General features: G+C 70.2%; 19 protein-coding genes and 1 pseudogene. 13 read left to right on the top strand and 7 right to left on the bottom strand.

Going from position 1 to position 19,210, the window contains the following annotated elements:
* Positions 1 to 276 precede the first annotated feature (276 nt).
* Entirely contained in the window at positions 277 to 1,554 is a 1,278-nt protein-coding gene (locus DBP14_RS20235; RefSeq protein ID WP_129308569.1) for a M6 family metalloprotease domain-containing protein, read from the top strand.
* Positions 1,555 to 1,643: 89 nt separating this feature from the next.
* Here DBP14_RS20235 and DBP14_RS20230 read toward each other — a convergent pair whose 3' ends face one another.
* Complete coding sequence (locus DBP14_RS20230) at positions 1,644 to 2,462, bottom strand: ArsR family transcriptional regulator (protein ID WP_241740984.1); 819 nt, start codon at positions 2,460 to 2,462, stop codon at positions 1,644 to 1,646.
* A gap of 311 nt (positions 2,463 to 2,773) precedes the next feature.
* On the opposite strand from DBP14_RS20230, the gene DBP14_RS20225 reads away from it, so the two are divergent.
* The 4 genes and pseudogenes from DBP14_RS20225 (at position 2,774) to DBP14_RS36140 (ending at position 4,943) form a co-directional block, all read left to right on the top strand.
* A complete protein-coding gene (locus DBP14_RS20225; protein WP_129308567.1) occupies positions 2,774 to 3,172 on the top strand; it encodes a hypothetical protein in 399 nt (132 codons plus the stop codon).
* A gap of 87 nt (positions 3,173 to 3,259) precedes the next feature.
* Positions 3,260 to 4,171 (top strand): hypothetical protein, encoded by a 912-nt coding sequence (locus DBP14_RS20220; RefSeq protein ID WP_129308566.1) that lies wholly within the window; start codon positions 3,260 to 3,262, stop codon positions 4,169 to 4,171.
* Positions 4,172 to 4,240: 69 nt separating this feature from the next.
* A pseudogene (locus DBP14_RS20215) lies at positions 4,241 to 4,771 on the top strand (arsenical-resistance protein); the annotation flags it as partial.
* 13 nt (positions 4,772 to 4,784) lie between these two features.
* The gene (locus tag DBP14_RS36140; RefSeq protein WP_164992211.1) at positions 4,785 to 4,943 is read left to right on the top strand and encodes a hypothetical protein; all 159 of its coding nucleotides are present in this window, start codon (positions 4,785 to 4,787) and stop codon (positions 4,941 to 4,943) included.
* A gap of 15 nt (positions 4,944 to 4,958) precedes the next feature.
* Here DBP14_RS36140 and DBP14_RS20210 read toward each other — a convergent pair whose 3' ends face one another.
* A complete protein-coding gene (locus DBP14_RS20210) occupies positions 4,959 to 5,333 on the bottom strand; it encodes a metalloregulator ArsR/SmtB family transcription factor (RefSeq protein WP_129308565.1) in 375 nt (124 codons plus the stop codon).
* A gap of 162 nt (positions 5,334 to 5,495) precedes the next feature.
* Between DBP14_RS20210 and DBP14_RS20205 the strand changes: the two genes are divergently transcribed.
* Complete coding sequence (locus DBP14_RS20205; RefSeq protein ID WP_129308564.1) at positions 5,496 to 6,863, top strand: NAD(P)-binding domain-containing protein; 1,368 nt, start codon at positions 5,496 to 5,498, stop codon at positions 6,861 to 6,863.
* 13 nt (positions 6,864 to 6,876) lie between these two features.
* Entirely contained in the window at positions 6,877 to 8,151 is a 1,275-nt protein-coding gene (locus tag DBP14_RS20200) for an MFS transporter (RefSeq protein WP_129308563.1), read from the top strand.
* A gap of 493 nt (positions 8,152 to 8,644) precedes the next feature.
* Here the strand turns inward: DBP14_RS20200 and DBP14_RS20195 are convergent, their stop codons facing one another.
* Together DBP14_RS20195 and DBP14_RS36135 are read right to left on the bottom strand one after the other, a co-directional pair.
* Positions 8,645 to 9,862 carry a pyridoxal phosphate-dependent aminotransferase gene (locus DBP14_RS20195; protein WP_241740983.1) on the bottom strand — a complete coding sequence of 406 codons (1,218 nt, stop codon included), beginning with the start codon at positions 9,860 to 9,862 and terminating at the stop codon, positions 8,645 to 8,647.
* A gap of 2 nt (positions 9,863 to 9,864) precedes the next feature.
* A complete protein-coding gene (locus DBP14_RS36135; RefSeq protein ID WP_164992369.1) occupies positions 9,865 to 10,038 on the bottom strand; it encodes a hypothetical protein in 174 nt (57 codons plus the stop codon).
* Positions 10,039 to 10,317: 279 nt separating this feature from the next.
* Here DBP14_RS36135 and DBP14_RS36130 point away from each other — a divergent pair, with 279 nt between their 5' ends.
* Positions 10,318 to 10,476: a hypothetical protein gene (locus DBP14_RS36130; RefSeq protein ID WP_164992368.1), complete on the top strand. Its 159-nt coding sequence runs from the start codon at positions 10,318 to 10,320 to the stop codon at positions 10,474 to 10,476.
* A 94-nt stretch (positions 10,477 to 10,570) separates the two neighbouring features.
* Positions 10,571 to 12,142 (top strand): Helicase associated domain protein, encoded by a 1,572-nt coding sequence (locus tag DBP14_RS20190; protein ID WP_129308561.1) that lies wholly within the window; start codon positions 10,571 to 10,573, stop codon positions 12,140 to 12,142.
* Between the two features lie 142 nt (positions 12,143 to 12,284).
* On the opposite strand, the gene DBP14_RS20185 is transcribed toward DBP14_RS20190, so the two are convergent.
* Positions 12,285 to 13,358 carry a hypothetical protein gene (locus DBP14_RS20185; RefSeq protein ID WP_129308560.1) on the bottom strand — a complete coding sequence of 358 codons (1,074 nt, stop codon included), beginning with the start codon at positions 13,356 to 13,358 and terminating at the stop codon, positions 12,285 to 12,287.
* A gap of 227 nt (positions 13,359 to 13,585) precedes the next feature.
* Between DBP14_RS20185 and DBP14_RS20180 the strand changes: the two genes are divergently transcribed.
* A complete protein-coding gene (locus tag DBP14_RS20180) occupies positions 13,586 to 13,969 on the top strand; it encodes a metalloregulator ArsR/SmtB family transcription factor (RefSeq protein ID WP_129308559.1) in 384 nt (127 codons plus the stop codon).
* A gap of 88 nt (positions 13,970 to 14,057) precedes the next feature.
* On the opposite strand, the gene DBP14_RS20175 is transcribed toward DBP14_RS20180, so the two are convergent.
* Positions 14,058 to 15,122 (bottom strand): permease, encoded by a 1,065-nt coding sequence (locus DBP14_RS20175; protein ID WP_241741263.1) that lies wholly within the window; start codon positions 15,120 to 15,122, stop codon positions 14,058 to 14,060.
* 118 nt (positions 15,123 to 15,240) lie between these two features.
* Here DBP14_RS20175 and DBP14_RS20170 point away from each other — a divergent pair, with 118 nt between their 5' ends.
* The 3 genes from DBP14_RS20170 (at position 15,241) to DBP14_RS20160 (ending at position 17,850) form a co-directional block, all read left to right on the top strand.
* Positions 15,241 to 15,591 carry a metalloregulator ArsR/SmtB family transcription factor gene (locus tag DBP14_RS20170; protein WP_129308557.1) on the top strand — a complete coding sequence of 117 codons (351 nt, stop codon included), beginning with the start codon at positions 15,241 to 15,243 and terminating at the stop codon, positions 15,589 to 15,591.
* Positions 15,592 to 15,854: 263 nt separating this feature from the next.
* A complete protein-coding gene (locus DBP14_RS20165; RefSeq protein WP_129308556.1) occupies positions 15,855 to 16,160 on the top strand; it encodes a hypothetical protein in 306 nt (101 codons plus the stop codon).
* A 79-nt stretch (positions 16,161 to 16,239) separates the two neighbouring features.
* Positions 16,240 to 17,850, top strand: a complete 1,611-nt coding sequence (locus tag DBP14_RS20160) for a GNAT family N-acetyltransferase (protein WP_129308555.1) — start codon at positions 16,240 to 16,242, stop codon at positions 17,848 to 17,850.
* Positions 17,851 to 17,968: 118 nt separating this feature from the next.
* On the opposite strand, the gene DBP14_RS20155 is transcribed toward DBP14_RS20160, so the two are convergent.
* Positions 17,969 to 18,901: a helix-turn-helix transcriptional regulator gene (locus tag DBP14_RS20155; protein ID WP_129308554.1), complete on the bottom strand. Its 933-nt coding sequence runs from the start codon at positions 18,899 to 18,901 to the stop codon at positions 17,969 to 17,971.
* Positions 18,902 to 19,210 lie beyond the last annotated feature (309 nt).

Raw genomic sequence — 19,210 nt, 5'->3', positions numbered from 1 at the left:
AGGCTCTCCCCGTTTCGTTCGGACACAGTGCTAAACGGGGAACGGCTCCCCGTTTGTTTCCCATCTCGGGAAAGATTTCCGGTGACCTGGCTCACAGCGCACCCAGCGGCCCTCCGGGCGTCCGACTCACCCCACTTCGCCCCTATTTCACACCCCTGCGGGCTGTAAATCCCACGATCGGTCGCCTCCAGCGCGCGCCTCCCGCCCCCGCGACACAGGGTGAGCGCATGGGTGCAGTCGGAGACCGGCGGCTGCCGTGGAGCGAAGGGTCCATGCATGCAGCCGCAGCCGCACCGCCGTCTCATACGCCCACGCCGTGTGGCCGCCCTCGCCCTCGTGACCGCCCTGACCTTCGCGCTGAGCACCGCGGCCGGCACCGGCCACCTGGCGACGCCGTCCACCGCGGGACCCGTCGGCCAGGCCCGCACCCCCGCGCTCGCCTCCTGCATGATCAACGGCGGTCTCGGCGTGCAGATGACGGAGGGCATCCCCACGCCGGGCGGCTACGCCCCCTCCACCGGGACCGTCCACGCCCTCACCCTGATGATCGACTTCTCCGACGCGCCGGGCCGGGGCAGCGCCCTCAACCGCTTCCACGAGTTCTTCCCGCAGACCCGCAAGTGGTTCGCGACCGCGTCGTACGGCCGTCTCGACTACCGCCCCGAGACCCCCATCCCCACCTGGCTGCGCATGCCCAGACCCTTCCGGTCCTACGGCATAGAGCGCGGCGCCCCCTTCGACCCCGGGTACCGGCAGCTGGTCCAGGACATCGTGGCCGCCGCCGATCCCAGGGTGGACTTCCGCTCGTACGACCTGCTGAACGTGCTCGTCACGCCCAACGCGGGCCCCTCCGCACTCGACACGGTCCTGTCCGTGACCTTCGCGGGCAACAGCGAGGCCCCGGTCGCCGACGGCGTGCCCATCGCCAACGCGTCCTTCGTCTACTCCCGCCAGGACGACGGCTCCGGCTCCTACGCCAAGACCGGCTACCGCGTCCTGCCCCACGAGAACGGCCACGTCTTCGGCCTGCCCGACCTCTACACCCAGGCGGGCGGCGGCTCCGTCGGCCACTGGGACATCATGAGCGAGGACTGGGGCGCCGACAACGACATGCTCGCCTGGCACAAGTGGAAACTCGGCTGGCTGGACGCCTCCCAGGTCGCCTGCGCCGCCCGCTCCGGCTCCACCGAGTACACCCTGACCCCGCTCTCCCGGCCGGGCGGCGGCAAACTCGTCTTCGTCCCGCTGGACGGGCGCACCGGCTACGCCCTGGAACTGCGCACCCAGAGCGGCAACGACGAGGACGTGTGCCGGCCGGGCATCCTCATCTACAAGGTCGACTCCACGGTCGACACCGGCCGCGGCCCGGTCAAGGTCTACGACTCCCACCCCAACAGCGGCGGCTGCACCCGCAGCCCCAACGTCCAGGCCGAACTCTCCGACGCCCCCTTCACCCCGGGCGAGTCCTTCAGGGACGTACGGCACAAGGTGACCGTCCGGGTCCTGGGCATCGACATGGACGGCAACTACCGGGTCCGGGTGACGCGGGGTTAGGTCGTGGACAGGGATGGCCGTGACCAGGCCGTGTTCTTCTCGACCTCATGGGTGGGATCGGGAACCGCGGGCCGATACCCCTCCTAAGGTCACCGGCCCGTCGCCGCCCCCGACTGTGCCAGGTGATATCCCAGGGGGGTCGCGACGTGCCTGACGGACTGGCCCATGCGCAGGCTCCGGATCAGACCGGTACGGCGTAGCACCGCTGCGGACCGACTGGCCGCGGCGTTCGACACGCCGAGCCGCGAGGCGAGTTGCTGCCCTGTGATGCCTCCGGACACGACGACGGCCTCAAGCGCCTCCGCCCGGCCGGTACCCAACAGGGCACGAAGAGCGAGCAGTTGGTCCGAATGGGGCTGCGGAGGTGCTCCTGCCGGAATCCGGACGGTCAGGTGGTCGAGGGCCGGCTCGGCCAGCACCACCTGCCTGCCGAGCGCCACCGCCTGGATCCGGAGGGCGCGGTCGCCGAGTTCCATGTCGGCGTCGAAGACCGTGGGCACCTCCAGGACGCCGTGTCGGAGCCTGATGCGGTGTCCGAGTCGGTGGAGCATCGCCGAGGCTCCCCTGCCGACGTAGAGGTGCGACAGGTCAGCCACCCGAGCCGAGACCGCCGAACTGATGCCCGTACGCCGCGCGTCGACAGCCACGCTGCGCAGATGGCCGGTGATCTCGGCCAGGACGCCATGGGCCCGGTCGTCCCCTTCGGCGAGCGCCTTGGTGAAGGGCATGGGAGAGCGTCGGGCGAACAAATGGGACAGGTACTGCGGGCCGACGCCTTCGGCGAGATCCGGGCGGGTGCTTCGGGAGTACAGCTGCGCCAACGGCTCATCGGGCCGCCCGCGCCGGGCTTGGGCCACCCCCGCCGCCGACAGTTCGGCGTCGAAGTCGGGGACGGCACAGAGCCGCACGTTGCCTAACCCCTCGGACCCGAGATGAATGCGTATCAAAGTCGCCCCCAGTGGTCTTGACGCCCTGATCAGGGCTTTTGCGTGTACCGGGTAAAAGCTGCCCGCGTCCGGTCCCGCCCGTAACGATGGGCACGCACCACGGACGCGACGCCGAGTGTCACAGCGGCTCGCCCAGCTCTCATCCTTCTCCGCACGCCGGCCGCCCGTCCACGCGGCGCACCAGTCGCGACAACGGCGCTTCCGCGCACCGGCACGGCACGGCACGGCACGGCACGGCACGGCACCGGAGACTCGACGAAAGGAACATCCACATGCCTCGCTCCATGACCAGCCCCCGCCCCGGCGGTGTGAGTATCCGCAGGAAGGCCGGAATCGCCGTCTCGGCCCTCGCCCTTGCAGGCGCCGGCGTGGCGATGGCCGCGCCCGCCCACGCGATCGGCGCCACGGGCTGCCCGACCAACGGACTCACCGTGGTCACCTCCGGCGGCACGAACTACTGCGCCGCCGGTTCCATCGGCTACAAGACCACTCACCAGCTCTTCGGCGTGAACCAGATCTCCCACGCCGTCTACGAGCACACGAACTGGAACTGGGCCTGCTTCTACAACGTGAACGGGCCGCTCAAGCTGAGGCCTGGTCAGTGGAGCCCCTACTTGGGCGACAACAACATGACCTTCGCGCTGGAGATCGACAACCCCAACTGGACGTGACCGCCGACCGGCCCGGTCCGTGAACCCGGCGTCCGCCGCCGTGTGCTCGCAACGCGGCGGCGGACGCTTTTCCTTGGAAGGACCCGAATGAAGCTCTCCCGGGCGCTGGCCACCACCACACTGGTCACCACTCTCGCGGGCTGCGGCGCGACGGCGGCCGGCCGGCCGACACTGCCACCGACCGGAAGGATCACCGCCATCACCCGTGTCGACCAGGTCGTGCGGCCGATCGACGCATACCTCCCCACCCCCGCACAGACCGAGATCGTCGAGCGGGCCGCCTACGTGTCGAGCGTCAAGTGCCTGAAAAGGTTCGGCATCTCGCAGACACCCGGCCCGGAACCGGCACCGGGCGACCCGGCACGCCGAGACGTACGGTCCGCGCTCTACGGCTACTTCGCCGCCCCGGACCAGATCGCGGCCAAGGGCTACGACGCCGTCGCCGTACCCCGGTCCCGGGCGGCGATACCGACTGCGGTTCGGCGGGTCTACTTCGGCCGGGACGACACCGGTGCCACGATCACCGTCTTTCACGGCAAGGCCGTACCCCGAGGCGGCTGCCTGAAGGAGGGCCTCGACACGGCCGGAGCGTCGTCCCTCCTCGGAGCCGACCCGTCGGCGCTTCCGGGAGGGGGCCCCAAGGAGCCACTGGACGATCCGCGCGTGGTGGAAGCCGACCGGGCATGGAGCGCCTGCATGAAGGCGCACGGCTTCACGTACGCGACGCCCGCGGACGCCTACATGGACTCACGCTGGCGCACCCAGGCGACGAGCGCCAACAGCTCCGTGACACACAGCAAAGCCGAGATCGACACCGCGACCACCGACATGGCCTGCAAGCGATCCACGAACTTCATGGGAACCGCCGTCGCCGTCCAGAGCGGCTACGACAAGCAGTACATCGCGGCCACGACCCCCGCACTCACCCGCTTCACACAGCGGCTCGCCGAGCGGATCGCCGCAGCCAAGCGGGTACTTGCGCGCACCACCCCAGAGTGACCCACGCCGGCCCGCTTGTTCAGCAACCCTCAAGGGCACAGCCGGTCAGGCAAGGCGGAGACCGGTCGGAAGACCGCGGCGAACGTCGTCGTCTTCCTCGGTGTCCCGCTGCTCGCGGGCTTCCTGACCCGGCGCATCGGCGAAAGGAAGCTGGGCCGGACGTCGTACGAGACGGCCTTCCTTTCGAAGATCGGCCCGTGGGCGCTGTACGGCCTGCTCTCCGCGATCGTCGTCCTCTTCGCCCTGCAGGGGAAGACGATCACCTCGCGACCGCTGGACGTCGCCCGCATCGCGCTCCCGCTGCTGGCGTACTTCGCCGTGATGTGGTTCGGCGTCTTCGCCCTCGGCAAGGCGATCGGTCTGGCCCACGACCGCACCGCCACGCTCGCCTTCACCGCCGCCGGCAGCGACTTCGAACTCGCCGTCGCCATCGCCGTCGCCATCGCCACCTTCGGCGTCACCAGCGGCCAGGCCCTCTCGGGCGTCGTCGGCCCGCTCATCGAGGCCCCGGTCCTGGTCGCCCTCGTCTACGTCTCCCTCGCCCGGCGGCGCAGATTCACCGACACCCGGCAGCCGGTGACCGCGCCACGGGAAGGCTGACGGTACACAGGACATGACGGCTTCGGCCGACGAGCCGCGCCTGCACCTGCTCGGCTACGGCGACTGGACCGGCCCGGCGTCCGCCACCCTCATCGGCACCGGCCGCCCCACGCGAGGCGGCTCGCGACATCACGGCGCTGCTCGGGTGAAGGCCGTCGCCCTGTTCAGCTGAAGGCCGTCGCCCTGCTCAAGCCGCGGTCGGGCCGAGCGTCAGCAGCCGGCCCATCGCGGCCAGGACGGACGGCTCCACGCGGTAGTACACCCAGGTGCCGCGCCGCTCGGAGGTGAGCAGGCCGGCCTCCCGGAGCTTCTTCAGGTGGTGGGAGACGGTCGGCTGGGACACGCCCACGTCGGAGATGTCGCACACGCACGCCTCGCCGCCCTCGTGCGAGGCCACCGCCGAGAACAACCGCAGCCGCACGGGGTCACCGAGCGCCTTGAACATCCGGGCGGCGGTCTCGGCCTCCTCCGCCGTGAACGCCCGCTCGGTGAGGGGCGGGCAACAGGGCACCGCGGCGTCGTAGTCCGGTTCGATCAGCGGCAGCGCCTTCGAGTTCGACATACGTCTACGTTGACATACATCGAATCAAAACGCCCAGGCGCGGCCGGCCGCCCCTCACGCGAGTGTCAATAATTCGATGAACGTCTATGTTGACGTCTATCAAATCAGGTGCCATGCTGACCCCACAAGCCATCGACGATCGTCGAAGTAAAGGGGAATGCCGTGAGTGCCAGGACCGACCAGCTGCCTGTTGTCGTCATCGGTGCGGGCCCCATCGGGCTGGCCGCCGCCGCCCGTCTCGTCGAGCGCGGTATCGAACCGCTGGTCCTGGAGGCAGGTGCGTCGGCCGGTGCCGCCGTACGGGAGTGGGCGCATGTGCGGCTGTTCTCGCCGTGGGCGGAGGTCATCGACCCGGCCGCCGAGAAGCTGCTGGCTCCGACCGGCTGGACCCGGCCCGACGGTGCCGCGTACCCCACGGGTGGCGACTGGGCCGAGCGGTACCTCCAGCCGCTGGCCGACACCCTGGGCGACAAGGTCCGCTACGGCGCGAGGGTGACCGGTGTGGCCCGCGCGGGGCGTGACCGCGTCGTCGACGCCGGCCGGGACGAGCAGCCCTTCACGGTGCACGTGGAGTCGTCGGACGGCCAGGAGGCGCGCATCGCCGCCCGTGCCGTCATCGACGCCTCCGGCACCTGGTCCACGCCGAGCCCGATGGGCGCCGACGGCCTGCCCGCCGTAGGGGAGAAGGCGGCCGCCGACCACATCTCCTACCGTGTCCCCGACCTCACCGACCCCGCTGTGCGCGCCCGCTACGCCGGCCGGCGCACCGCCGTCGTCGGATCCGGGGCCTCCGCCTTCACCGCCCTCGCGTACCTCGCCGACCTGGCGGAGCGGGAGCCGGGCACGCACGCGGTGTGGATCCTGCGCCGCGGCATCACCGGCTCGACCTACGGCGGCGGCGAGGCCGACCAGCTTCCCGCCCGCGGGGCCCTCGGCCTGCGCGCGAAGGCTGCCGTCGAGGCCGGCCACGCGAGCGCGGTCACCGGCTTCCGCACCCAGGCCGTGGACACCGACGGCGACAGCCTGGTCCTCCGCGCGGAGGACGGCCGACGCCTCGACCCGGTCGACGAGGTCATCGTCCTGACCGGCTTCCGCCCGGACCTCTCCTTCCTCTCCGAGCTCCGCCTCGGCCTCGACGAACGCCTCCAGGCCCCGACCGCGCTCGCCCCGCTCATCGACCCCAACGTCCACTCCTGCGGCACGGTCTACCCGCACGGCGTCAAGGAACTCGCCCACCCCGAGCAGGGCGTCCACCTGGCCGGCATGAAGTCCTACGGCCGCGCCCCCACGTTCCTCGCCCTGACCGGCTACGAGCAGGCCCGCTCCATCACCGCGGCGATCGCGGGCGACCACGAGTCCGCCGAACGCGTGGAACTGACCCTCCCCGAAACCGGCGTGTGCGGCGGCGCCGGCCTCTACGAGACCCCCGACGCCACCCAGAGCGGCGCAGCGGGCGGCTGCTGCGGCGCACCGGCGGTCCTCCAGATCGGCGCGGACACGCAGGCCCCGGCGTCCACCGGCGGCTGCTGAACAGCCCCTGCCGATGAAGGATCTCCGGACCGGCGGGGCCGTGATCGGCGCGGGGGACCGATCACGGCCGCGCGCCGCCCTGCCAGCCCTCTGCGCCACCCAGATCACCGGCTGGGGAATCGTCTACTACGCCTTCCCCGTCCTGAACCCGCGGATCACCGCCGGCACGGGCTGGCCGGCGACCGCCACGACGGCCGCCTTCTCCGGCGCGCTCCTGGTCTCGGCGCTCACCGGCGTCCTCGTCGGCCGCGTCATCGACCGGCGAGGACCACGCGCCGTGATGACGGCGGGCTCCCTGATCGGCGTCGTGGCCGTACTGGCCGTCGCCCACGCCTCCACCCTGCCGGTCTTCACGGCGGCCTGGCTGCTGGCCGGGGTCTCCATGGCCGCCACCTTCTACCAGCCCGCCTTCGCCGCCCTCACCCGCTGGTGGGGCGAGCAGCGCGTACGAGCCCTGACCACCGTCACGTTCGCGGGCGGACTCGCCTCCACCGCCTTCGCCCCGCTGACCGCCGCACTCGCCGGCCACCTGGGCTGGCGCGCCACCTACACGGTCCTGGCACTGATCCTGGCGCTCGTGACCGTCCCGGCCCACGCCTTCGCCCTGCGAGCACCCTGGCCTCCCGCACCCGCACTGTCCGCCGGCCCGTCCACCGCACCCGGACGCGTGGTCCGCAGCCGGTCCTTCCTGATGCTCACGGCCGCACTCACGCTGAACAGCTTCGCCATGTACGCCGTCGTCATCGCCCTCGTGCCGCTCCTGATCAGCCGTGGCACGAGCCCCGCAGCCGCCGCGTGGGCCCTCGGCCTGGGAGGCGCGGGCCAGACACTGGGCCGCACCCTGTACGCCACCCTCGCCGGCCATACCGGCGTCACCACCCGCACCGTCACCCTGATCGCCCTGGGCGGAGCCACCACCATGGCCCTCGCCCTGACCCCCGGCCCCTTCCCCCTCCTCCTCGGCGTCGCCGTCGCCGCCGGAGCAGTACGCGGCAACCTCCCCCTGCTCCAGGCCACAGCCGTCAGCGACCGCTGGGGAACCACCCACTACGCCCACCTCTCCGCCCTCCTGGGGGCACCGGCCACCGCCGCCTCCGCGGTAGCCCCGTTCGCCGGAGCCGCCCTCGCACTGCAACTCGGCGGCTACCCAGCCCTCTTCACCACCCTCGCGGCGATCTCGGCCCTCGCGGCCGTACCGGCGGCGGGATCGGGACTCGCCGAGGGCACGGGGTCCGCCACCCGGCCAACCGACGAAGGCAGCGCCACCGCCAGGCGCCGACCGAACTGAGGCAGCGAGGAACCACTTCACCGCACCGAACCCCTCGGCCAGGCCCTGCCCCGCCTCAAAGGGTTCCGTCAGGTGTCTACGATGCGTGCCCCCGCCCACCCGCTACACTGACCGCGGTGGACCCAATCGGCCCACACAACCTGTCGGCGACAGACCTGCGACCCACAGCTCACCGGGCCTGGGTTCCAGACACGTTTTCCGACAGATCCCCGCCTTCGTGGGATCTGTCGAAAACCACCTTCGCGCATGTCAGCGCAGGACACCCCGCAGCCCTCAAAACGGCTGAGGCGCGATTTCAAAACGCGGTCCCTTCGCCGCAGGTCAAGCACGTCGTCGCTCCTGCGGCTGAAGCCGGGAGCCAGGCGCACGCATATCCGGCTCGGGCGACAGCAGAAGCTCATGACTCACCCGCCTGGCCTAGTGACGCACTAACCCATGGGGCGGGCGGCTCGCTCCTCCACTCGATCCGTCGGCCGGGTGCTCGCCGCATCGGTCAGTTCAGGGCGGAGACAAAGTCGGCCAGGCGATCGAGCGCCTCTCTCAGTAGCTCGGGCGGCACTGTGTAGGAGATCCGGACGTGGTTGGGTGCGGCGAAATCGGTGCCTGGGACGACTGCCACGTTGGCCTCGGCCAGGAGGAGTTCGGCGAAGTCGGCGGCGGAGGTGATGGAACGGTCGCCGTAGGTCTTGCCGTACAGCCCGGTGACATCGGCGAGGAGGAAGAAGGCGCCCTCGGGGGTGCCGGCGACCTGCAGGCCGGGGGTGTCGTCGAGGGCCTTGATGGTGGTGAGGCGCCGGGCGTCCAGCTCGGCGCGGCGGCGCTCCAGCTCGGCTCCCAGGTCAGCGGACAGCGCGCCGAGTGCTGCCCGTTGGGAGATGGAGGACGGTGCTGACGCGGTGTGACTCTGCAGGGCGGCTACGGCGGTGGTCAGTTCGGTGGGGGCGGCCAGCCATCCGATGCGCCAGCCGGTCATCGCGAAGGTCTTCGAGACGCCGCCGATGGTGACGGTGCGGGACGCGATCTCGGGTCCGAGGGAGGCGACGGAGGCGAACCGTGCGTCGCCGAAGACCCAGTGGTCGCAGATCTCGTCGCTGATGATGGCGAGGTCGTGGTCGGCCGCGACCTCGGCCAGGGCCGCCAGTTCGATGCGGCTGTAGACGACGCCCGAGGGGTTGGCCGGGCTGTTCAGGAGGAGGACCCGCGTGCGGCTGGTGACGGCGGCGCGCAGTTGCTCCGGGGTGACCTTCAGGCCGTTGCCGGTTTCGGGCTGGACCGGTACGGGCTTGCCGCCGGCCAGGGTGATCAGGTGTGGGTAGCTGACCCAGTACGGGGCCGGGACGAGAACCTCGTCGCCCGGTTCGAGGAGGGCGGTGAACGCGTAGTGGAGGGCCTGCTTGGCGCCCGCGGTGACGACGACCTCCGCTGCTTCGCACTCGGTGCCGTAGCGGTTGAGACGGGCGGCGATCGCGGTACGAAGGGCGGGGATGCCGGCGGCGGGGGTGTAGCGCGTGAAGTCCTCGGCTATGGCCTGCTCCGCCGCGCGGGCCGCGGGTTCCACGGTGGCGAACGCCGGTTCGCCGCTGGTGAGGTTGATGACCGGGGCTCCGGCGGCGGCGAGGGCCTTGGCGTGGGCGTCGAGCGCGGCGGTCGCCGAGGGCGGGACGGCGGCGGCGCGCGCGGCGGGGCGGAGCGGGTTCACGGGGGTCCTCACGGTCAGATGTGGATGGTGCGGGAGGTCAGCTTGACCTTCTGGCTGCTGTGGTGGGCCGCCGCTCGGGTGACGCGGTCGGTCACCCCCGCGCAGCCGTCGCAGAACTGAACGCCGGCCACGTACGCCGACCGGCGCGTGCTGAGGAGCCGGCGGAACGAGGTACGGAGAGATGACATGACTCGCCTCCACTCATAGATGAGCATCTATGAGTGGAGTATGACGCAACACATAGATGCTCGTCAATGAGTTGGGGTGACCGCGACGGCTTCCTGTTGTGACTGAACGCTTCAGTGGGCCAGTGAGCGGCTGACTTGGCCAGTTGAGCACAGCTCCGAATCAGCCGCCTCGTGACCATCCGGCCGGACGGCCTGCAGCGTGATCACGCTTGCACCCCGCGAGCGACTGCCGGTTGAATTTGGTGCCACAACATACGGCCGGACAATACAGGGGCGGACGTGGACGACGACGAGAAGATCGCGCGAGGAGTGGCCCGAGGCATCGCGCGGTATGAGGCCGCGCGAGCGGAGGCGCAGGGTCGGCAGATGCTCGGCTGCCTGCTGTTGTTCGCGGTTTTCGGCGTCGGCTTCATCCTGCTCGTCACGTACGGCAACTGAGCGGGATGGACCAGTGCGCCCCGACTATCCCAGCCCGAGTGTCGAGGGGTAGCACCTACGGTGGCCTCGACGACCCTGGGGGAAGGAAGTTGCGGTGGGGGCATTCCCGATCACGGATGCGAACAGATTGTCGACGGTGAAACCGGAGTTGGCCGCGACGCTGAACGTCGATCGGTCCGGCATCGCAGCGGACGAGCTGACTGTCGGGGCCAACCGGAGAGTGTGGTGGAACTGCCCGGACTTCCCTGACGAGCACGAGCCGTGGAAGGCCGTGGTGAACAACCGTACGGGAGGGTTCCGTAAGCGCTACGGCACCGGCTGCCCGACCTGCCGCCTGCGCCAGACATCGGCGCAGGAACTGCGGTTGAAGGCCGAACTCAGTACCGTCCTTCCGATCGACGTCGACCGTGATGCCGTTCATACCGGACAGGTCGAGCGGGTTGACATGCTGATAGATACCGAAGGACTCCGCCTGGTTCTCGAGTTCGACGGGTCCTACTTCCATGGGACCGAGAAGTCGCGCGCTACGGACATCGCGAAGTCCCGGCGGCTGCGCGACGCCGGCTGGACCGTGGTGCGTATCAGGGAGGCACCGCTCGACCTCCTCGACCCGACCTTCGACGTGCAGGTCGGATTTCTCGCCGAGCCGGAGGCCGCCGCAGCCGACATCCTCGACCACCTGGCGATATTGGGCCTGCTGACCCCGGCCATGGCCGAGCACTACCGTGCCCTGAACGCGCCGCAGGCGGAAGAGACGGCCCGCATGTGGATCCGCACGCGCCTTGGTGAGCAGGCAGCACGAAGGCTGGAGTACTCGGCGCAGAACGATGCGTGGGACTCCATGTTTGAGGGCCTGGTTGACTACGCGGCCGACGTCGGCGACTGCTACCCCTCGGACGAGGTCCGCGTAGCTGGGCGGAGTCTGGGGCGTTGGTGTCGCAAGCAGCGGGATCTGCAGCGCACCGACCGCCTTCGAAGTGACCGGGCCGAGCGCATCGCGACGATCGCCAGCTGGTCGGCCCAGACCGCGCACGAGGCTGGCTTCTGGGCCGGCTACGACCGCTATCTGCGGTGGGCCGAACTGACGAACCTGAGCGAGCGTGAGCAAGTGCTCTCCCGCCGCGATGCGACCGTCTGGGCGAACAATCTCCGTGAACGGCGTGCAGAGTTGATCGCCCGCGGAGAAGACTTGCCTGGCGATCAGCTTGAGGCCTTGGAAAGGGTGCCTGGTTGGTCCTGGGACCCCTACCAGGACGCACACGACACGAAGGTCGCAATGATCCGGCAGTTCTGCGCCGCCACCGGCCGCTCTGTCTCGCAGATCAAACAGCGCGATGAGTGGAAAGGCTGCCCCGTCGGCATGTGGTTGAACTCCTGGCGTACCCGCCGCGGTGTGCTGTCGGCCGCTCAGGAGGCCGAACTCGAGGCGTTGCCGGGATGGACCTGGAACCAACGCGGAGACCAGTGGGCATCGATGCTCCAGCAGCTGGCGGATTTCGGGTCGGCGCAGGGGCATATACGGCCGAGCCTGACTCTCGGCGACGAGCAGGAGAAGGCGCTCGCCAGGTGGAAGCGCAACAACAAGAACCGTCTCCAGGGCCTCAGCGACGGCAAAGCGCTTCAGCTGCGGGCGCTGCTGGCTCAGTACGGGGAGATCCTCTCCTGACTTCCGTATACCTTGGCCAGCCGAAGTCGCACGGCGCTTCACTACTCGCAAGGATCCATCAGCTCAGGCTCATCTGGCCAATCAACGCGCCCAGTCACACCAGTCTCCGGGCATCCGTGTCGCGCACCATCATTCCTGATAGTTACGCGGTCTCCGAGGCCGGAGGCGGCGTCACCAACTGCGTCGCACCGGCGTCGACGTCCGGGGTGCAGGTGAGGACGGGTACTTCGTGATCCGGCAGCCCGTTCATCTCGACCGCCGCCCGGCCGAGCAGATGCGCGCCCTGGACGGACTGTCCTTCGGCAATGGCGGCGTAGAACCGTGCCGCGTACGTGATGGCGTCGATGTCGCCGATGGAGTCGGCCATGCCGATCGCGAAGGGGACGATTTCGACGAGACCCTCCGCCTGCGCGGCGGAGTGGCAGGAGTTGAGTATGACGAGCAGCGGCTTCTCGTCCACGGCTGCGATGGCCCGGGCGAAGGCGCCGGCGCTGACGAGGGCGCTGTCGTGGAAGCCGTCGACGTCCTGCTCGAACTCCAGCAGGTCCTCCCCGCTGTGTCCGGAGAAGTGGACGATGTGAGGACGGAACCGGGGAAGGGCGTCGAGGAGGGTGTCCGCTGTCGCAGCCGGGTGGGCTTCCAGCTCGACCAGATCCCGGTGAGTCGCCCGCTGCACGATCGTACGGATCCGCTCCTGCTCACGGCCGATGCGCAGGCTTCCGTCGGAAGCGGCGCCCAGGAGAAGCACCCGGAGCATTTCCGGCTTGGGGGCCCGCAGTTTCCTCAGCACCGTGTGCACCTGCCCCTCTGTCGCCGACAGGCGGCTCTCGATCTTCCGCTGTTCGGCCGCGGCACGGCGTTCGGTCTGCTGCCACGCGCGCTGGCGGGCCTTCTCGGCAGCCGTTCGCTCCGCCGCCTCGGCCTTGGCCAGCTTCGCCGACAGGTCGGAGATCTCCTCGCTGAGCTTGCCGACCTTGGTGCTCCAAGTGCCAGCGTCACGACTTGCCTTGTTGGCCTCGTCCTCGTACCTCTGCGCTGAGCGCAGTCTGCTCGCCTTGGTGCTGGGCGTGCTCGTCTTGTCCGCGGCCAACCGCTCCCTGGTGGCCTTGCCGCGTCGATCGGCCTCCTTCGTCCGGAACTCGCCGACCTTCTTCTCGGCCGCAGCCCGATCGCTCATTTTGCGGTCCAGCTGGCTCCTGTAAGAACTGGCACTCATGGGCTTCCCTCCCTGTGGTACCTGCCTCACCAGGCTACGGAGCACCACTGACATCGCCCGACCGAGCGCGTACTGGAGCCTGTTCACCAACGGTTCGTGGCCCCCGCGATGGAACTCACGACGCGTCTATGCGGTGACACCTGCGCCCGGCACTCACGTGGCGAACCGACGTGCTCGGCCACGCCGCCTCTGGACGGAACGCACGGCCATCGGTCACATTGGGCGCCATGATCGAGCCCTTGACCACGGACGTCGCCCCGCCCGGATCCCGCCCGCCCGGATCCTGCTGTTCCGCGCCCATCACGCCCGACCAGGCCGAGGAGTTGTCCGCCGTGTTCAAGGCGCTGGCGGATCCGGTGCGGCTGCGGATCGCCAGCATTGTGGCCTGCTGCCCTGCGGGCGAGGTCTGCATGGGGGAGATCGCGGCGGAGTTCGACCTCACGGGCCCGACCATCAGCCACCATCTGCGCAAGCTGAGGGAGGCTGGCATCCTTGCCTCGGAGCGGCGCGCGACCGAGGTCTACTACTACGTCCGTCCGGAGCGCATCGAGTACCTGATGGGGCCGCTCGACGGCATGCGGACGAGGGTCCGGACGTCCGGCTGCGAGTGATCTCCGGGCGCGACTGCGGCCCGCCCCCTTGCGGGGAGCGGGCCGTTGCCGTCTGTGCGTTGCGTTGCCTGTCAGGCGCCTCGCGGCGTCAGAGCCAGAGGGGGGCGATGTAGCCGAGGACGACCGCGCCGCCGAAGAGGATGCCGACGACGAGGGCGACCACGCGCCAGCGGGCGATGAGGAGCATGCCGCTGATGGCGCCGACGCTGGTGCCCGCACCGGTCATCAGGAAGGCGAGGGCCGGGCCGGGGCCCATGCCGCCCTGCATCAGGGTGGCGACCAGGGGGAGCGAGCCGTCCGAGTTCAGGTAGACGGGGATGCCGATCAGTGCCGCGATCGGCACCGCGAAGACGTTGCCCTCACCCAGCAGGCTCGTGAGGTAGTGGGTCGGGATCGCGTTGATGACCAGGAATCCGAGGGTGGCGAAGCCGAGGAAGTACAGGGCGAGGCGCTTGCTGGTGGTCATCAGCTCCTTGCCGAACTCGTCGAGCTTCCAGCGTTCGACGATGCCGACCGGAGCGGGGGACGGCGCGGGTGCGGAAGTGACCGGGCGGGTCAGGAGGGCCGTACGGGCCAGACCGCCGCCGGACGGGACGCCGCCGTCGGTGACACCGCCCACCGAGACGCCGCCGACGGGGCCCTCGGTCTCGTCGCCGCCGCAGCAGCTCTCGGACTGCTTCTCCTCCGCCTGGTTGGCCGTGAGCCGCGCCTGGCCCTTCAGCCAGCCGGTCTTCTCGACGAGCCAGGTGATGACGCCCGCCAGGAGGCCGATCACGATCGCGGCCACGAAGAAGGTGGTGGCGAAGTTGAAGCCGAACAGGCCGGTCGAATAGACGTACTCCTCAGGGCTGGTCAGCGGCGAGGAGACCATGAAGCTCACCACGGGAGTCCACGGCACGCTGGACGCGAGGGCTCCGAGGACGACGGCCGTCGTGCCGCAGGAGCAGAAGGGCGTGAACGTCGCCAGGATGATCGCGCCGACGACGGCGACCACGGTCCTGCGGCGCATCCACGACGAGAGGCGGTCGGCACCCACGTACACCGGGAGGGCCGAGGCCACGATCACGCTGATCAGCAGGAACGGCCAGTTGGCGGAGAGGGAGTTGCCGACGTCCTGGGCAGTGCGCCACAGGACGTCGAGGACGTTGTCCATCACGGAGGGCTCCAGCAATTCATAGACGGCTGTCGATGGATTAGAGACTGCCCGACTCATAGATGACTGTCAATGAGTTTGGTGGAACAATTCATAGATGGACGTCGTTGAATCAGATATGCCTACGCCGATCTCGGAGCTGTGCTGCTCCCCCGTGCTCGCCGGTCCCCTCACTCCCGAGGCCGCCGACGACCTCGCCACCGCCCTGAAGGTGGTCGCGGACGCCACCCGCCTCCGTCTGCTCGGGCTCATCCGCACCCAGCCCGGCGGCGAAGCATGCACCTGCGATCTGACCGAACCGCTGGGCCTGGCCCAGCCGACCGTCACGCACCACCTGAAGGTGCTCTACGAGGCGGGCTTCCTGGACCGTGAACGGCGCGGCCGGCAGACCTACTACCGGATCGTGCCCGAGAGCATGAGCGTGCTCTGCCAGGCGCTCGACCCGGCCGGACAGCCTGTCGCCGTCTGACCAACGCCCGCGGCCGAAGGGCCGGTTCACGCTGCGCGTTGCCGCGGACTGAACCGGCCCTTCGGCCACCCAGGCAGGTGGGTGCCGGAGGCATTTCCTGCCACCCGTGATCTCTTCCACACCCTGGGTGACCTCGGACAGACTCATGAACACCGGGAGGGCGACAAGCCACCGGGACCACCGGAGGAGGCCACCGAGGCCGCCGGTTCACAAAGAACCACAGTCATCGCCAGGGGAGAGTCATGTCTTTTTCGCGTACCTCGATGCGTCTTGCCACCGCCGCGCTGGTCACCGTGATCGGACTCGGCACGGGCTCGGCCCTCGGCGCGGACATCCGTCCCTCGCTCGCCGGCGCCGGCTGGGACGTGGCTCCGCTGACCACCGACGGCACCGGTTCCGGCTCGGCCACCGCCACCGCCCCGTCCGACGGCGCCGGCTGGGACACCGTGGCCGCCGACTCCACCACGGGTGCCGGCTGGGACTCGCCCGTCGCCACCTCCTCCACCGACGGCGCCGGCTGGGACTCGGCCACCGCCGCCCCCTCCACCACCGGCGCCGGCTGGGACTGAGACTCCCTCCGCCGTTCCCGCACACGACACCCCGAGCACCAGCCGCTGAACCCCCGCTGACCCACAAGGAGAGCACCCCATGACCACCGCCGCCTGCTGCAGCACGGCCGAAGAGGCGCCCGTCGCGGCCCTCCCGGTCGTCGAGACCACCTCCACCGGATGCTGCTCGGCCGCCGGGCCGGTCGAACCGGTCAAGGGAAGCACCGAAGAACCGGCCGCCGCCTGCTGCGGCAGCAAGTCGGACGAGCCCCGGCCCGTGGAAGCCTCCGCATCCTCCTGCTGCGGCACCAAGGCTGAGGAAACGGCGCCGGCGGCCGAGTCCAGCTGCTGCGGCACCGCGAACCCCGAGCCGGCCGTCGAGAGCGGCTGCTGCGGGACGCAGGAGGAGCAGGCCGCCCCGGCCGAGGTCCGCACCGGCCTCTCCCTGGACGAGGCAGTGGCGGCGCTCGGCGGGATCCCGCAGGCCACCGAACCCAGTCCCTACGTGCAGGCGCACTGGCTCAAGGCCACCGCGGACAGCCTGGAGGGCGCCAAGCCCTGGCACACGATCGCCGACCGCGGCGAGGGAGACCTCGCCTTCCTGCCGGGGTACGTCTTCGACGCCGCCCCGATCGTGGACGCCGACCCCCGTACCTACCTGGGCTGGCAGCCGAAGTCCGGCGCCGTCGCCTGCTGCTCGGCCACCTCGTGCTGCGACTCCACCAACGACACGGTCGAGGCGCTCGGCACCGACGTCTTCTTCCCCTCCCTCCTGCTGGGTTCGCCGCTCGGCTACCGCTCCGAGGCGGCCGCGTCCGTCGAGGACCCGCTGCTCGTCGCCGACCTCGTCGACCGGATCGTCCCGGCCGCCGTCGAGGCCGGCATCCGCTCGATCACCGCGCCGTGGCTGCACGAAAACGCGTACAGCGACGTGCTCGCCCTCGCGCTGCAGGCGTACGGAGGTGACATCGCCTTCCACGGCCAGAACAACGTCCTCGAACTCCAGCACGACAGCTACGAGGCCTACCTGGCCTCGCTGCCCGCCCGCAAGCGGCGCCGGGTCAAGGAGGACAGGGATCGCGCGGCGAACTCCGGGACCCGCATCGAGCGCAAGGACCGCGAGGAACTGCGCCCGCTGATCGGCCGTATCTCCGAACTCATCAAGCAGAACCGGCAGAAGTACGGCGGCGGCGAGGACGAGGCGCACATCGGCGCCCTTCTCACCGCGCTGGTCGAGGGCGGTGCGGATGTCCGCGCGTACCTCGTGCACAAGGACGACCTGCTGGCCGGGGTCGCGGTGACCGTCAAGCAGGGCAAGCGGCTCTTCGTGAAGTGGGCCGGGTTCGACTACGAGGCCCTGGGTGAGCGCAGCGGCGTGTACTTCGAGATCGTGCTCGACCGGCCGCTGCGCGAGGCCTACGCCGAGGGGATCACGTCCATCGAGGCCGGTCCGGGTGTCGACGAGGCCAAGCGGCTGCGCGGCTTCGGGCCACGGCAGATCCGTTCCGTCGTCCTGGTGACCGACACCGAACTGCGTCCGACGGTCGCGGAGTTGCACGCCGCCTTCGGGCAGGCGCGGCGTGAGGCTCTGGGCGCGAGCGCCGAGGAGGAGCCGGCGACCGCGATCGGCCGCCTGAAGGCGAAGCTGATGGGCGGCACCGCCTACGAGCCGATCAAGCCCCTGCAGCCCGAAGGCGGCTGCTGCGGCTGACCCTTGCCGCCCGAGCCACAACTCCACAGCCCCGACGAGCCGGTCCGGTGCGCCCACGCGCACCGGACCGGCCGCGTTGGCGGGGTCCGGGGGCCGGCCCTTCGCCGTGGAACGGTGGTCAGTCGGTCCAGCCTGCCCTGGCCGCGAGCACCCCCGCCTCGAACCGGCTGCGTGCCCCCAGGCGGCCCATCAGTTCGGAGACGATCCGGCGCTCCGTGCGCAGTCCGATGCCGAGCTTCTTCGCCGCGATCTCGTCGGTGGCGCCCGAGGTGAGCTGGCGCAGCACCTCCCGCTCCTGCGCGGTCAGGCCGGCCTCGTCCCGGTCGCGGGAGCTGCCGATCGGCGCCGCGCACTCCCAGACCTGCTCGAACAGGGCCGCCAGAGCGGACATCACACCAGGGCCGGTCAACTGCACGGCACCCTTCTTGGTGTTGTCCGGGTCGATCGGCAGCAGGGCGACCTCGCGGTCGAAGAGGACCATGCGCAACGGCAGAGCGGGCACGGTGCGCACCTCGCCGCCGTTGTCGTGCAGCCAGTACGCGTATTCGACCGTGGCCGGGTCGTTGCGGACGCTGTCCAGGTAGACGGTCAGCATGCGCACGCCGCGCCGCATCAGGTCCGCGTCGAGGGGCCGGCTCGCCTCCAGGCTCGCCGCGGACTGCGCACCGCCCGGCATGAAGGACAGGCACTCGCTCGTGCTGCGGTGCGCCAGCTCCTCCAAGCGGGCCTGGATCGCGTCGATGCCCTTGAGGTACTCCACGCCGTGTCGCTCACCGGTGCGCAACTCGGAGTACTCGTCGAGCAGTTTGCTGATGGCGGCCTGGGACTCCGCGAACTGCTGCTGCTGGGCGAGCAGCTCCGCCTGCTGGCGCTGGAGCAGAAGCTGGAAGCCCAGGTTGGGGCTGACCGGTCGGACCCCGCCCGGGGCCCGGAGTGAGCGCCGCAGGAGGTTGAGCTCGGCCAGCTGGTCAAGCGCCTCGCGTACCTCCGTCTCGGATCGGGACAGGTGGCACGCGATCTCGGTGACCCCCCAGTCCTGGTGTGTGAGCATCAGCCGATAGACAGCCTCCGCGTCCGCGTTGAGCCCCAAACTCGCCAGCACAGCGAACCCCCCGGTCAGCGTCTCAATGGCCGAGACACGCTCGGCATCCCATTGGCGAGCGCCGATCTTTGCAGGTCAGTGACTCTGCGACAAGGCTCGCTCACAGTGTGGGCAGGCTTGATCACGCCCCTCGCGCGGACCGCCGGGCGGCCGGAAATTGCCGCTCCCAGGCAGGTGGTTGCCGTGCGCGGTTCATGCCAGCGGATATCCCTTCCGCCGTACGGGCGGACTCACCAGACTGGTGATCACAGGGTGTTC

The organism is Streptomyces sp. L2 (genome assembly GCF_004124325.1).
Lineage (GTDB): Bacteria > Actinomycetota > Actinomycetes > Streptomycetales > Streptomycetaceae > Streptomyces.
Note: the sequence above shows the minus strand (reverse complement) of the source record. Positions and strands in the feature narration are given on the sequence as shown.